Origin of the sequence: Burkholderia sp. NFPP32, assembly GCF_900119325.1 — a bacterium.
Lineage (GTDB): Bacteria > Pseudomonadota > Gammaproteobacteria > Burkholderiales > Burkholderiaceae > Burkholderia > Burkholderia pyrrocinia_C.
This window is the reverse complement of record NZ_FPJP01000004.1, coordinates 44,456-58,726: the sequence shown is the minus strand read 5'-3', so window position 1 is coordinate 58,726 and position 14,271 is coordinate 44,456. Positions and strand designations below refer to the sequence as shown.

The following is a 14,271-nucleotide window of genomic DNA, read 5'->3' as shown; positions in this document are numbered from 1 at the left end:
TTCGTCCCACGATGCATACCAGTCGGCTCAACTGGTTCTATTCCGGTCTCATATTCGCACCCGAAACCTGGCTGAACCGGGCACTGGAACTGTCCCCTTGCATACCACCTCGGGTAAATCCCTATCCCGCACAGCATTGTAAACAAAGGATTTCCCGGCGCTAAAACGCTTGCGCAGCAAGGCTTTCCGCGATTTTCACGCCGCTAATACCAGTTCGTTGACTGGTATTATGGTGGTTATATAATGCGTTCACTTTCGACGGCCCGAGGTCGTCGCCCGACACCCGGAGGCACATGGAAACCGGCTGGTCCGAACTGGCGCCCGATCCCCTCAGCGACACGCCGCTCTACCTGCAGCTCGCCCGCAACCTGGCGAGCGCGATTCACGGCGGCGCGTGGCGGGCCGGCGAGGCGCTGCCGTCGGAGCGGCTGCTGTCGGTGTCGGTCGGCGTATCGCGGATCACGGCCCGCCGCGCACTCGCGCTGCTGGTCGAACAGGGGCTGATCACCCGGGCGCGCGGTGCGGGCAGCTTCATCACGCCGCGCGTTGCCGATCCGCTGTCGCGTCTCGTCGGCTTCACCGCGAAGATGCAGCAGCGCGGCTTCATGCCCGATTCGGTGTGGCTGTCGCGCAAGTTGCGCGCCGCGAGCCGCGACGAGATCGTGCATCTCGGCCTCGCGCCGGGCGCGACGGTTGCTCGGCTCGAACGGCTGCGCCGCGCGGACGGCATCGTGATGGCCGTCGAGCATTCGACGCTGCCGGCCGCGGTGGTGCCGGATCCGCAGGCGCTCGGTGCATCGCTGTACGAATACCTCGAAGCACGCGGCATGGTCGTCGTGCGCGCGCTGCAGCACTTTCGCGCGGTGAACGCGACGCGCGAGATCGCGAAATGGATGGCGGTGAAGCCGGGCGCGGCGCTGCTCGTGATCACGCGCATCGGCTACGGTGCGGACCAGCGCGCGATCGAAGTGACCGAATCGTATTGCCGCGACGACTATTACGACTTCGTCGCCGAACTGAAACGCTGACGCGCGAGACTGCCCGCGCGCGACATGCGCGAAGCAACGACACGGATTTGCAAATCACGACGCGGATGCCCGCGTCACCAGATCATCAAGAGAACGTCATGCTGACTGGAAACATCCTCACCCCCGACGGCTGGATTCACGGTTCGCTCGACAGCGAGAACGGCCGCATCACCACGCTCGACGGTACGCCCGCCGATCCCGCGAAGAACGACGCGCCGTACATCCTGCCCGGCTTCATCGACCTGCACGTGCACGGCGGCGGCGGCGCCGACGTGATGGAAGGCGGCGACGCGATCGAGACGATTGCCCGCACGCATGCGCAATTCGGCACGACGAGCCTGCTCGCGACGACGATGACCGCGCCGCGCGACGAACTGATGAAAGTCGTCGGCAACCTCGGCAGCGTTGCACGCACCCGCACGCCGGGCGGCGCGCGCGTGCTCGGCGTGCACCTCGAAGGGCCGTACATCAACCCCGGCAAGCTCGGCGCGCAGCCCGACGCGGCCGTGTCGGCCGTGCTCGACGAAGTGCTGAAGTACCTGTCGATCGCGCCGATCCGCGTCGTCACGCTCGCGCCGGAAATCGCCGGCCACATCGAGATCATCGGCGAGATGGCCGCGCGCGGCGTGCGTGTGCAGCTCGGCCATTCGCTCGCGACCTACGACGATGCCGTCGCCGCGCTCAAGCACGGCGCATGCGGCTTCACGCACCTGTTCAACGCGATGTCGCCGCTGCATCACCGCAACCCGGGCCTGGTGGGCGCGGCGCTTGCGCATGCCGAATACGCGGAAATCATTCCCGACCTGCTGCACGTGCACCCGGGCGCGATTCGTGCTGCGCTGCGCGCGATCCCGCGCCTGTACGTCGTGACCGACAGCACGTCCGCAACCGGCATGCCCGACGGCGAATACCGGCTCGGCAGCCAGCACGTGACGAAGTGCCTCGGCGGCGTGCGGCTCGCCGACGGCACGCTCGCCGGCAGCACGCTGACGATGGACCAGGCGCTGCGGAACCTCGTGTCGCTCGGCCTGCCGATCGCCGACGTGTCGAACCGGATGTCGCGCTATGCGGCCGACTACCTCGGCGTTGCCGATCGCGGCCGCCTCGAGCGCGGCGCATGGGCCGACCTCGCGGTGTTCGATCGCGACCTGAACCTCACCGCGACCTATGTCGAAGGAGAATCGATTGTCGAATATGCTTAAGGAAGCGCGCGAGTCCGCCCAGGTCGTCGCCGCGCAAATCGCCGACACCACGCGCGTCGAAGCGCTCGCCGGCCAATTGCTCGATCACCCGCCGGCCGTCGCGCTGACGGTCGCGCGCGGCAGCTCGGATCACGCCGCGAGCTATTTCGCGAGCCTGACGATGAGCCGCCTCGGCGTGCCGGTCGCGTCGCTGCCGATGTCGGTCGCGACGCTGCAGCAGGCGCCGCTGAAGGTGCAGGATCAACTCGCGATCGCATTCTCCCAGTCGGGCAAGAGCCCCGACCTCGTCAACACGATGGCCGCGCTGCGCGAAGCCGGCGCGCGCACCGTCGCCGCCGTGAACGTGCTGCCGTCGCCGCTCGCCGATGCGTGCGAGCACCAGTTGCCGCTGCTCGCCGGCCCCGAATTGTCGGTCGCCGCGACGAAGAGCTATATCGCGATGCTGTCGCTGTCCGCGCAGATCGTCGCTTACTGGCAGCGCGACGCCGCGCTGATGACCGCGCTGCGCGGCTTGCCCGACGTGCTCGCGCAGGCCGGCCGGCTCGACTGGTCGCAGGCCGTTGCCGCGCTCGCGGGCGTCGAGCGGATGATCGTCATCGGCCGCGGCCTTGGTCTTGCGATCGCGCAGGAAGCCGCGCTGAAGCTGAAGGAAACGTCCGGCATCCAGGCAGAGGCGTTCTCGAGCGCCGAAGTCCGTCACGGCCCGATGGAGCTGATCGACCGCGACTATCCGCTGCTCGTGTTCGCACCGCCGGGGCCCGAGCAGGCCGGCCTGCTGCAGCTCGCGCAAGACATGCGCGCGCGCGGCGCCGCCGTGCTGCTCGCGGCGCCCGCCGGCACGCCCGGCCTGCCGGGCACGGTGCTGCCGCTCGCGCAGTCCGCCCATCCGGCGCTCGACCCGATCGCCGCCATTCTTTCGTTCTACGTGATGGCGGCGGATCTCGCCGTCGCGCGAGGCCGCAATCCCGACACGCCGCGCCACCTGAACAAAGTCACCGAAACGCACTGATAGCCGAGACAGCCGATGAGACGCGCCGAGGAGTCCCAGTTGAAGAGCCCCACCCACGATCAGATCGTCCTGCTTGCCCCGCTGACGGGGCCGATCGTTCCGCTGGCCGACGTGCCCGATCCGGTGTTCTCCGGCGGGATGTTCGGCGACGGCATCGGCATCGACCCGCTCGCGGGCAAGCTCGTCGCGCCGTGCGCGGGCATCGTGTCGCATCTCGCGCGCACGGGCCACGCGGTGACGATCACGACGCCGCAAGGCGCGGAAGTGCTGCTGCACATCGGCATCGACACCGTCGAGCTGAACGGGCAGGGCTTCGCCGCGCACGTCGAGGCCGGCGCGCGCGTCGAGGCGGGCGATCTGCTGATCGAGTTCGACCAGGACGCGGTCGCACGCAGCGCGCATTCGCTCGTGTCGGTGATCGCGATCGCGAACTCCGACGCGTTCGAGGTCGTCGACCGTGCGAGCGGTTTCGCGACGGCCGGCGAGACGCCGCTGCTCGCGCTGCGCGGCAAGGGCGAAGCGGCCGCGCAGGCGGCGCAGGCCGGCGCGGCGGCACACAACGAAGTGCGCCGCGAAATCGTGCTGGCGCAGCCGGGCGGCCTGCATGCGCGGCCGGCCGCGCGTGCGCGTGAGGCCGTGCGCGGGCTCGACGCGACCGTCGACGTGCTGTTCGACGGCCGCAAGGCGTCGATCGCGAGCGTCGTCGGCCTGCTTGGCCTCGGCGCCGGCGAAGGCGCGACGGTTGAACTGGTCGGCCGCGGTGCGCACGCACGGCAGGCCGTCGATGCGGTCGAGCACGAACTGCTGCGCGAAGCGCACGGCGAGGTCGAGGAAAAGCCGGCACGGCTGAGGTCGCCCGCGCCGCAGACGGTCGCGCGCAACGTCGGCGCGCCGATTGACCCGAACTCGCTCGCGGGCGTGTGTGCGGCTCCCGGCATCGCGGTCGGCACGCTGGTGCGTCTCGACGATGCGGAAATCGTGCCGCCCGAGCAGGCAGCCGGCACGCCGGCCACGGAAAGCCGCCAGCTCGACCAGGCACTGAAGGCAGTCGATGCCGAACTCGACGAAACGGTGCGCAGCGCATCGGCGCGCGGCGCGGTCGGCGAAGCGGGCATCTTCGCGGTGCATCGCGTGCTGCTGGAAGACCCGACGCTGATCGACGCCGCACGCGACCTGATCAGCCTCGGCAAGGGCGCGGGCTTCGCATGGCGCGCGACGATCCGCACGCAGATCGACACGCTGTCGAAGCTCGACGACGCGCTGCTCGCCGAACGCGCGGCCGACCTGCGCGACATCGAGAAGCGCGTGCTGCGCGCGCTCGGCCACACGAACGGCGCGGCGCGTGCGCTGCCCGACGAGGCCGTGCTCGCGGCCGAGGAATTCACGCCGTCGGATCTGTCGTCGCTCGATCGCCAGCGCGTGACCGCGCTCGTGATGGCGCGCGGCGGCGCGACGTCGCACGCGGCGATCATCGCGCGGCAGCTCGGCATTCCGGCGCTGGTCGCGGTCGGCGATGCGCTGTATGCGATTCCGGACGGCACGCAGGTCGTCGTCGATGCGAGCGCGGGCCGTCTCGAACACGCGCCGACCGCGCTCGACGTCGAACGCGCGCGGCACGAGCGCCAGCGCCTGGACGGCGTGCGCGAGGCGAACCGGCAGTTGGCCGGCGTTGCCGCCACGACGGCCGACGGCCGCGCGATCGAGGTCGCCGCGAACATCGCGACGCTCGACGACGCGAACACCGCGGTCGACAACGGCGCGGACGCGGTCGGCCTGCTGCGCACCGAGCTGATGTTCATCCATCGCCAGGCCGCGCCGACGGTCGTCGAACACCAGCAGAGCTACCAGTCGATCGTCGACGCGCTGCAGGGGCGCACGGCGATCATCCGCACGCTCGACGTCGGCGCCGACAAGGAAGTCGACTACCTGACGCTGCCGCCCGAGCCGAACCCGGCGCTCGGCCTGCGCGGCATCCGCCTCGCGCAGGTGCGCCCGGATCTGCTCGACGATCAGTTGCAGGGCCTGCTCGCGGTGAAGCCGTTCGGCGCGGTGCGCATCCTGCTGCCGATGGTCACCGACGCGGGCGAGATCGTGCGGCTCAGAAAGCGCATCGACGAGTTCGCGCGCGCGCAGGGCCGCACCGAGCCGATCGAGGTCGGCGTGATGATCGAGGTGCCGTCGGCCGCACTGCTGGCCGACCAGCTCGCGCAACACGCGGATTTCCTGTCGATCGGCACCAACGACCTGACGCAGTACACGCTCGCGATGGACCGCTGCCAGGCCGATCTGGCCGCGCAATCCGACGGCCTGCATCCGGCCGTGCTGCGCCTGATCGACATCGCGGTGCGCGGCGCCGCGAAGCACGGCAAGTGGGTCGGCGTGTGCGGCGCGCTCGGCGGCGATCCGCTCGCGGTGCCGATTCTGGTCGGCCTCGGCGTGACCGAACTGTCGGTCGACCCGGTAGCGGTGCCGGGCATCAAGGCGCGTGTGCGCCGTCTCGATTACCAGATGTGCCGTCAGCGCGCGCAGGATCTGCTCGCGCTCGATTCGGCACAGGCGGTAAGGGCAGCAAGCCGCGAGGTCTGGCCGCTCGACTGAACGTCGAAGGCAGGCTCGCGACCCGTTTCACTACGAGAGCAATTAGGTCAACGACGCTTAACGACGAGACAAGGATTGGAGGACTGAATGAACGGGAATCCGTTTCTGAAAATACAGGGCCTGGGCCGGGCGCTGATGCTGCCGATCGCGGTATTGCCGGTTGCCGGCATCCTGCTGCGGCTCGGCCAGCCGGACGTGTTCAACATCAAGATGATCGCCGACGCCGGCGGTGCGATCTTCGACAACCTGCCGCTGCTGTTCGCGATCGGCGTGGCGGTCGGCTTCGCGAAAGACAACAACGGTGTTGCGGCGCTCGCGGGTGCGATCGGCTACCTGATCGAAACCGCGATCATGAAGGACATCGATCCCAAGCTGAACATGGGCGTGCTGTCCGGGATCATCGCGGGTGTCGTTGCGGGCTTGCTGTACAACCGCTTCAAGGACATCAAGCTGCCGGACTACCTCGCGTTCTTCGGCGGCAAACGGTTCGTGCCGATCATCACGGGGCTGGTCTGCGTGATACTCGGCATCGTGTTCGGGTACGTGTGGCAGCCGGTCCAGCATGCGATCGACGCGGCCGGCCAGTGGCTGACGACGGCGGGCGCGATCGGTGCGTTCGTGTTCGGCTTCCTGAACCGCCTGCTGCTCGTCACGGGCCTGCACCACATCATCAACTCGCTCGCGTGGTTCGTGTTCGGCAACTTCACGCCGCCCGCCGGCGGCGACATCGTGCACGGCGACCTGCACCGCTTCTTCGCGGGCGACCCGACCGCGGGCACCTTCATGGCCGGCTTCTTCCCGATCATGATGTTCGGCCTGCCGGCTGCGTGTCTGGCGATGCTGCACGAAGCGCCGAAGGAGCGCCGCGCGATGGTCGGCGGCCTGCTGTTCTCGATGGCACTGACGTCGTTCCTGACCGGCGTGACCGAGCCGATCGAGTTCAGCTTCATGTTCCTCGCGCCGGTGCTGTACGTGATCCACGCGGTGCTGACGGGGCTGTCGCTCGCGATCTGCCAGATTCTCGGCGTGAAGCTGGGCTTCACGTTCTCGGCCGGTGGGATCGACTACGTACTGAACTACGGGCTGTCGACGAAGGGCTGGATCGCGATTCCGCTCGGCATCGCATACGGCGCCGCGTACTACGGGCTGTTCCGCTTCTTCATCCGCAAGTTCAACATGGCGACGCCGGGCCGTGAGCCGGCATCGGCCGACGCGGCGGCGGAATCGTACGCATCGGGCGGCTTCGTCGCGCCGGCTGCGGACGCGGCATCGGCTGCACCGCGCGCGCAGCGCTACATCGCCGCGCTCGGCGGGGCGGGCAACCTGACGGTCGTCGACGCATGCACGACGCGCCTGCGCCTGACCGTCGTCGATCCGGAGAAGGTATCGGAGCCGGGACTGAAGTCGATCGGCGCGCGCGGCGTGCTCAAGCGCGGCGGCAACAGCGTACAGGTGATCATCGGGCCCGAGGCCGACCTCATTGCCGACGAGATGCGTACCGCGATCGGCAGCGGTGCGACCGGCGCGGCGTCGACGGCGACGGCCGCCGCGGCGCAGCCCGTCACCGGCGCGGCCGCCGGCCCGCTCGATCCGGAGCCGGCACGCTGGCTCGCGGTGTTCGGCGGGGCGACCAACGTCGTGTCGCTCGACGCGGTCGCGACCACGCGCCTGCGCGTCGTCGTGCGCGATCCGTCGGCGGTCGATCGCGATCGTCTCGGCACGCTCGACGTCGCGTGGGTGTCGCTCGACACGTTCCACATCGTCTGCGGCAATGCGGCGGCACGCTATGCCGAACAGCTCGGCGCGCGCCTGCCGCCGGCGGCAGGCGGGGCGGCAGCGCAACCGGCATGACGCAATAAGGCCGGCAGGACCCGCGCTGCGGGTTCGGGCCGGCCGGCAGAAACGAAAACGGCTTGCGATGCGTCGCAAGCCGTTTTGCTTTGGCGGGGCGATTGCGCGATGCGTTCGTCCGCATCGCTCAACCGCTCAACCGTTCACGGGTTCGTCAGCGTGAAGGTCGGCTTCCGGTAGCCGATGCCCGCGCGGTCGAGCTTCGGCAATTCGCGCTGCGTGAGCAGCGTCGCGAAACCGGCCCAGTCGCGCTGCAGCGCGGCCGTGTCGACGTGATGCGTATCGCCGCGCTTGTAGCGCACGCCGGCCGCGTACGGCAGCTCCCAGTCGGCCCGGTGCCACGCGCGCTCGGCGAGCGCGAGTAGCCGCGGGTAGGCCATGTATTCGAGGAAGGTGTCGTTGCGCATCACCTCGCCCCATGCCTGCCCCTGCATGCCTTCGAGGCGCGGCGCGGGGCCCGTGCCCGTTACCTCGAACGCGTTGCCGTCACGGTCGCCCATCACCTCGGCGTTCTGCGGCAGATTCTCGGGCGCGAGCGAGAACACCTTGTACTCGTCGGTCGCGTGCGAGCCCCAGTAGTAGCCGCGCTCGCGCGGGTTGAGCGTGTACGGGAAGTCGAAGTACAGGTAGTCGGGCAGCGCCAGCACCGTCAGGTAGCCCTTGCCGCTCAGGTCGCGCGCGCTGTCCGACGCGCCCCAGAAGATCGTGTCCCACAGCGACACCATCACGTGGCGCGTGCCGAAGTCCTGCGGCCCGTTCGCATGCTTGATGCCATCCTGCCACGCGGCCATCGTGTCGATCCCGTTCGCGTTGACTGCCGCGCTCACCTGTTGCGCGAAACGCGTCGGCAGTTCGTCGATCGACTTGATCTCGCCGCGCTGGAGCAGCGCCGTGCACGCGGGCGAACGCGCCCACGGCTTGTCCTGCGCGGCGAGATCGATGCGGCCCTTGTTCGGGTCGGTGCCGTTCAGCGGCTGGAAACCCGCGCCGAGCAGGATGTTCTTCGCCTCGTCGCCGCCGTAGTGCCAGGTGTGCAGCGGCGCCTGCGCGTCAGCATGCATCGCCGCGATCTCGCGGATCACCTTCGACGCGAAATTGAGCGCGCCCGGCACGCACGGGTTCAGGTCGCTGCGGCGGTCGTAGAACTGCACCGTCAGCAGGTTCGACGTGTCCTGCGGATCGAGCAGCCGGTATGCGTTCGCTTCCTGCTCGCGGCCAGCCGCATGCAGCCGGCGGTAGCGTGCCTCCATCGTCACGACGGCCGCGCGCGCGTGCGCGGGCATGTCGATCTCCGGAATGATCTCGACGAAACGCGCGGCCGCGTAGCGCACGAGCGCCACGTAGTCGTCGCGCGTCAGGTAGCCGCCGCCCGAGCGGTTGTCCGGGCCGGAGCCGAGCTGCGGCAGCAGGCAACGCGTCTCGCTCGGGTCGTGGCAGCGGCGCGAGCCGATCTCGGTCAGCTCGGGCAGGCCGGGGATCTCGATGCGCCAGCCTTCGTCGTCGGACAGATGCAGGTGCAGGCGGTTGAGCTTGTACGCGCTCATCTGGTCGATCAGGCGGCGCAGCGTCGCCGGGTGCTTGAAGTTGCGCGCGAGGTCGACGTGCATCCCGCGATGCGTGAAGCGCGGCGCATCCTCGACGAGCATCGCCGGGATCGGGCCGCCGCCGGCCGGCGCGAGCGAGAAGAGCGTCTGCACGCCGTAGTAGAGGCCCGCGCGATCGTAGGCTTCGATGAACACGCCGCGCGGCCCGATCGCGAGCCGGTAGCCGCCCGGCGTCGCGATGTCGGCCGGCAGCCGGCGCGGCGCGACGGCACCCCACACGGGCACGCGTGCGCCGTCGAGGCCGAGCGTCGTCGCGCGCTCGCGCAGCGCCGCGACCTGCGCGTCCGGCAGGTTCGGCAACGCGAACTCGACGCCGCGCAGGTCGAGCGTGCCGGGCAGCGGCTGCTCGCGCTTCACGCTCGGCAGCGCACGGCTCGCGTCGGGCCGGGCGGCGACCGGCGGCGCATTGCCGGTCGAGTTGTTCTGCGCGTCGGACGGCAGCGATTCGACGTAGCGCAGCTCGTCGTCGGTGTCGTTGTAGCGCAGCACGGCGGGCGGCGCGCCGTCGACGACGACGTACGGGCGCGGAATCACGTCGCTGTAGCGCAGCAGCCAGTATTCGGCGACGAACGGCAGTTCGATGCGCTCGCCCGGCGCAAGCCGCACCGAGCCCGGCTGCGGCGTCAACTCGTACAGGTCGCCCGTGAGCCGCCGCAGCGCGAAGCCCGGACGGTCGATCCGCAGCAGGCGGCGGATGCTGTGCAGGTAGAGCTTCCAGCCGCCGTCGGCGATCGCCTGGTGGCCGCGGTTCTGCAGGATCAGGCGGCCCGTCGCGCAGGCCGCGCCGTCGGCGCCGAGATCGGCGCACGGCACGCCGGCCGCGGCTGCGTGGTTGTTGTCGACGGCGACGCGCAAGGCAAGGCCGTTCGACAGCAGCGCCGCGAGACTGGCCGCTTGCGCGGTGGGCTGCGCGATGCCCGCGGTTGCGCCGGACGCGGCCGACGCCGGCTGGGCGCCGATCGCGGCCGGCGACAGCGCTGCGATCAGCGCGCCGGCAAAGAGGGATGACAAGATGCGCTTCATTCGAACTCCTGAGAAAAAAGGGGGCGTGGCGGCGTCGTGGGGTGACGTCGCTGCGATCGGGTCTTTCAGTGGAGCTGCGGGAGATGCCAGCGTGCGGGGCGATGCGGCCGCACCGCGCGCTTTCGGCACGCGAGGGCGTGCGTTACGGAACGGGAGGCGGGCAGGCGTGCCGATCGGATCGGCGGGGCGGCGTACACGCGTTCATCGGCGGCGCGCGGCAACGGCCGCAATGGCGAAGCGGCCGCGGTCGGCTATGTTCGTCCGGCCGCGCACGCTGGCGACGACAGGCGCCGCCGAACGGCAACCGGACGCCGCCCGGCGACACGACGCGCAGGCGCGCGCCATAAACGGGATTCGCATGTCTCCCCCACTCAGAAGGATTCGGCTTGTCAGCGGCCGTGTCCAACGATCTTATGAAACCTTTTATTGGTATTCAAGTGGTATCAATCTGGCGCTAAATTGGCATCGGCGTGCGGTGCCTGTCCGGACGGCAGGGACGAAAAAAAACCTCGCGCGAAGCGAGGTTCGTTCCGGACGGCGGCGGCGCGATCCGCCGCACGCGTCACGCGTCAGTCGCGGCGCACGCGCGCGGGCGCTTCCTGCGTCTTCTGCCGCGCTTCGAGCCACATCGCATTGACGATGCCGAACGACAGCGCGACGCCGATACCGAGAATCCAGCTGAAATACCACATGATCCGACTCCTTGCGAAACGGTGGGCGGGGGCGCCAGTGCGCCCCGGCCCGGTTCAATACATCGAGTGATTGTTCTCTTCGAGCGTCTGGTGCGTGACCTTGCCGCGCATCACGCGATACACCCAGCCCGTGTAGATCAGGACGATCGGCAGGAACACGATCACCGCGAACAGCATCACTTGCAGCGTCTTGTGGCTCGACGTCGAATCCCACACGGTCAGGCTGCTGCGCGGGTCGAGCGACGACGGCATGATGAACGGGAACATCGAGAAGCCGGCGGTCAGGATCACGCCGACGATCATCAGGCCCGTGCAGAAGAACGCCGTCTTCTCCTGCTTCGAGCCGGCGAGCAGCAGCGCCAGCAGGCCGCCCGCGATCCCGACGACCGGCGCCGCGATCATCCACGGATACTCGCCGTAGTTCGCGAGCCACAGGCCCGAGCCGGCGGCGACGTCCTTGAGCAGCGGGTTCGCGACCGTGTCGGTCGGCGCGGCGTTCGTGATGTGGAAGCCGCCGATATACGACGCGATCAGCACGCCGGCCAGCACGAACAGCACGACCGCGAGGAACGACGCCACACGCAGCGCGATCGATGCGCGGCGCGCGATCACGCCGTCGGTCTTCATCTTGATGAACGCGGCGCCGTGCGCGACGAGCATCGTGAGGCTGACGAGCCCGCACAGCAGCGCGAACGGGTTCAGCAGCGCCCAGAAGCTGCCGTAATAGGTCACGCGCAGGTCGCTGTCGAACTTGAACGGCACGCCCTGCAGCAGGTTGCCGAACGCGACGCCGAACACGAGCGCCGGCACGAAGCCGCCGGCGAACAGGCCCCAGTCCCAGCCCGCGCGCCAGCGCGGGTCCGGCCGCTTGCTGCGGTAGTCGAAGCCTACCGGCCGGAAGAACAGCGCGAACAGCACGAGCAGCATCGCGAAGTAGAAGCCGGAGAACGACGCGGCATAGACGAGCGGCCAGGCCGCGAACATCGCGCCGCCGGCCGTGATCAGCCACACCTGGTTGCCTTCCCACGTCGCGCCGACCGTGTTGACGATGATGCGGCGCTCCTCGTCGGTCTTGCCGAGGAACGGCAGCAGCGCGGTCGCGCCCATGTCGAAGCCGTCGGTGACGGCGAAGCCGATCAGCAGCACGCCGACGAGCAGCCACCAGATCAGCTTGAGAGTTGCATAGTCCATAGCGATTCCTTGTTCCGTTTCGGGTGCGTGCTCACGCCGGGGCGCGCTCGCTGGCGGCCGCGAGTTCGTGGTGATAGCGGCCGGTATGCAGCGACGACGGGCCGAGGCGCGCGTACTTGAACATCAGCTTGATCTCGATGACGAACAGCGCGGTGTAGAACAGGATGAAGCCCGCGAGGCTCAGGTACAGGTCGGTCGGCGTCAGGCTCGACGCGGACAGGTGCGTCGGCAGCACGCCCGCAATCGTCCACGGCTGGCGGCCGAGTTCGGCGACGATCCAGCCGAATTCGATCGCGATCCACGGCAGCGGGATCGCCCACACCGCATAGCGCAGGAACCAGCGGCGGTTGTCCTGCAGCAGTTCGCGGCGCGCGCAGAACCAGAACGCGGCAACGAACGTCGCGACGAACAGGAAGCCGAGGGCCACCATGATCCGGAACGAGAAGAACACGGGCGCGACCGGCGGGATCGTCTTCTTCGCGGCGGCCTTGATCTGCTCGGGTGTTGCGTCGGTCACGTTCGGCGTGAACTGCTTGAGCATCAGCCCGTAGCCGAGATACTGCTTGTGCTGGTCGAACAGTTCGCGCGTCGCGGCGCTCGTATCGCCCTGCTTGATCTTCTGCAGCGCGCCGTACGCGATCATCCCGCTCTGGATGTGCTCCTCGCTGCGCTTCGCGAGATCGCGCAGGCCGATCACCGGTTCGTCGATCGAGCGCGTCGCGATCAGGCCGAGCGCATACGGGATCTTGATCGCGTAGTCGGTACGCTGCTCTTCCTGGTTCGGAATGCCGATCAGCGTGAACGATGCGGGCGCCGGCTGCGTTTCCCACTCGGATTCGATCGCGGCGAGCTTCATCTTCTGCACTTCGCCGGTCGTATAGCCCGATTCGTCGCCGAGCACGATCACGCAGAGCGTCGCCGCGAGGCCGAAGCCGGCCGCGACCGCGAACGAGCGCAGCGCGAAGTCGATGTCGCGCTTCTTCAGCAGGTACCACGACGACACGCCGAGCACGAACATCGCAGCCGTCACGTAGCCGGCCGACACCGTGTGCACGAACTTCACCTGCGCGACCGGGTTGAACAGCACGTCGAACAGGTTCGTCATCTCCATCCGCATCGTCTGGTAGTTGAACTCGGCGCCGACCGGGTTGTTCATCCAGCCGTTCGCGACGAGGATCCACAGCGCGGACAGGTTCGAGCCCAGCGCGACAAGGAACGTGACCATCAGGTGCTTGACCTTCGACAGGCGGTTCCAGCCGAAGAAGAACAGGCCGACGAACGTCGATTCGAGGAAAAACGCCATCAGGCCTTCGACCGCGAGCGGCACGCCGAAGATGTCGCCGACATAGTGCGAGTAGTACGACCAGTTCGTGCCGAACTGGAATTCGAGCGTGATGCCGGTCGTCACGCCCATCGCGAAGTTGATGCCGAACAGCTTGCCCCAGAACTGGGTCATGTCCTTGTAGACCTGCTTGCCGGTCATCACGTAGACGGCTTCCATGATGACGAGCAGCCAGGACAGGCCGAGCGTCAGCGGCACGAACAGGAAGTGGTAGAGCGCCGTGATGCCGAACTGCAGGCGTGATAGATCGACGACTTCACTACTTATCATGGTGGTCTCCCTCGGTGGGTGCAGGCGCCGGTACCGAGAGCAGCTTCTCGGCGACGGCGGCAGGCGGAAGCGACATGTGCTCGGCCTGCGGATGATTGAAGAATGCGTATTTGAGCGACATCAGGAGGATCAGCTTGACGATCAGCACCAGGGTGATGTCGCGGGCGAGGGTCGGTCCGCGAGCCCACGCGGCGATGCGCGCGCGCCAGCCGATCGTGCCGGCCGGCCGCTGGGGAGGCGGCGCAGGCTCTTTATTGATCGAGATCAAGGCGATTATCCTGAATCGATTTAGGTCGGATTGGGGGCGACTTTACGTCGGATTTATGACGGCCGTGAAAGCTGTTTTAATCCTTTTGCGCCTGACATGCCAATTTTAAGATGACGGCTTTCCGATGCCGAGTGCTGCGCTGCGGCAGACCGTCGCTAACTGCAGGCTGAAACTTGAGGCAGATCAAGGTTAT

General features: G+C 68.4%; 10 protein-coding genes. 5 read left to right on the top strand and 5 right to left on the bottom strand.

The genetic code is table 11. The features are described 5' to 3' along the window. The first annotated feature begins 293 nt into the window (after nucleotides 1–293). The 5 genes from BT264_RS09585 to nagE all read left to right on the top strand — a co-directional run bounded on the left by BT264_RS09585 (nucleotide 294) and on the right by nagE (nucleotide 7,688). Nucleotides 294–1,028, top strand: coding sequence for a GntR family transcriptional regulator (locus BT264_RS09585; RefSeq protein ID WP_047899075.1), 735 nt, complete (start codon nucleotides 294–296; stop codon nucleotides 1,026–1,028). 98 nt (nucleotides 1,029–1,126) lie between these two features. Further along, nucleotides 1,127–2,230: an N-acetylglucosamine-6-phosphate deacetylase gene (gene nagA, locus BT264_RS09580; protein ID WP_072444726.1), complete on the top strand. Its 1,104-nt coding sequence runs from the start codon at nucleotides 1,127–1,129 to the stop codon at nucleotides 2,228–2,230. Continuing rightward, nucleotides 2,223–3,239 (top strand): SIS domain-containing protein, encoded by a 1,017-nt coding sequence (locus BT264_RS09575; protein ID WP_072444725.1) that lies wholly within the window; start codon nucleotides 2,223–2,225, stop codon nucleotides 3,237–3,239. The genes nagA and BT264_RS09575 overlap by 8 nt, the downstream gene beginning before the upstream one ends. Nucleotides 3,240–3,254: 15 nt before the next feature. After that, nucleotides 3,255–5,837, top strand: coding sequence for a phosphoenolpyruvate--protein phosphotransferase (ptsP, locus tag BT264_RS09570; RefSeq protein WP_072444723.1), 2,583 nt, complete (start codon nucleotides 3,255–3,257; stop codon nucleotides 5,835–5,837). 87 nt (nucleotides 5,838–5,924) lie between these two features. Next, nucleotides 5,925–7,688: an N-acetylglucosamine-specific PTS transporter subunit IIBC gene (gene nagE, locus BT264_RS09565; RefSeq protein ID WP_072444721.1), complete on the top strand. Its 1,764-nt coding sequence runs from the start codon at nucleotides 5,925–5,927 to the stop codon at nucleotides 7,686–7,688. A gap of 143 nt (nucleotides 7,689–7,831) precedes the next feature. On the opposite strand, the gene BT264_RS09560 is transcribed toward nagE, so the two are convergent. From BT264_RS09560 to cydP, 5 genes are all read right to left on the bottom strand, one after another. Continuing rightward, complete coding sequence (locus tag BT264_RS09560) at nucleotides 7,832–10,315, bottom strand: family 20 glycosylhydrolase (protein WP_072444719.1); 2,484 nt, start codon at nucleotides 10,313–10,315, stop codon at nucleotides 7,832–7,834. A gap of 569 nt (nucleotides 10,316–10,884) precedes the next feature. Continuing rightward, a complete protein-coding gene (cydX, locus tag BT264_RS09550; RefSeq protein ID WP_034179083.1) occupies nucleotides 10,885–11,007 on the bottom strand; it encodes a cytochrome bd-I oxidase subunit CydX in 123 nt (40 codons plus the stop codon). Nucleotides 11,008–11,061: 54 nt separating this feature from the next. After that, nucleotides 11,062–12,198, bottom strand: coding sequence for a cytochrome d ubiquinol oxidase subunit II (gene cydB, locus BT264_RS09545; RefSeq protein WP_072444717.1), 1,137 nt, complete (start codon nucleotides 12,196–12,198; stop codon nucleotides 11,062–11,064). 31 nt (nucleotides 12,199–12,229) lie between these two features. Then, the gene (locus BT264_RS09540; protein ID WP_072444715.1) at nucleotides 12,230–13,810 is read right to left on the bottom strand and encodes a cytochrome ubiquinol oxidase subunit I; all 1,581 of its coding nucleotides are present in this window, start codon (nucleotides 13,808–13,810) and stop codon (nucleotides 12,230–12,232) included. After that, nucleotides 13,800–14,078, bottom strand: coding sequence for a cytochrome oxidase putative small subunit CydP (cydP, locus tag BT264_RS09535; RefSeq protein ID WP_034179080.1), 279 nt, complete (start codon nucleotides 14,076–14,078; stop codon nucleotides 13,800–13,802). The genes BT264_RS09540 and cydP overlap by 11 nt, the downstream gene beginning before the upstream one ends. Nucleotides 14,079–14,271 lie beyond the last annotated feature (193 nt).

Bases quoted from the DNA above. Each gene is read 5' to 3' on its own strand.
- BT264_RS09585 (WP_047899075.1), top strand. From the start codon at position 294: ATGGAAACCGGCTGGTCCGAACTGGCGCCCGATCCCCTCAGCGACACG.
- nagA (WP_072444726.1), top strand. From the start codon at position 1,127: ATGCTGACTGGAAACATCCTCACCCCCGACGGCTGGATTCACGGTTCG.
- BT264_RS09575 (WP_072444725.1), top strand. From the start codon at position 2,223: ATGCTTAAGGAAGCGCGCGAGTCCGCCCAGGTCGTCGCCGCGCAAATC.
- ptsP (WP_072444723.1), top strand. From the start codon at position 3,255: ATGAGACGCGCCGAGGAGTCCCAGTTGAAGAGCCCCACCCACGATCAG.
- nagE (WP_072444721.1), top strand. From the start codon at position 5,925: ATGAACGGGAATCCGTTTCTGAAAATACAGGGCCTGGGCCGGGCGCTG.
- BT264_RS09560 (WP_072444719.1), bottom strand. From the start codon at position 10,315: ATGAAGCGCATCTTGTCATCCCTCTTTGCCGGCGCGCTGATCGCAGCG.
- cydX (WP_034179083.1), bottom strand. From the start codon at position 11,007: ATGTGGTATTTCAGCTGGATTCTCGGTATCGGCGTCGCGCTGTCGTTC.
- cydB (WP_072444717.1), bottom strand. From the start codon at position 12,198: ATGGACTATGCAACTCTCAAGCTGATCTGGTGGCTGCTCGTCGGCGTG.
- BT264_RS09540 (WP_072444715.1), bottom strand. From the start codon at position 13,810: ATGATAAGTAGTGAAGTCGTCGATCTATCACGCCTGCAGTTCGGCATC.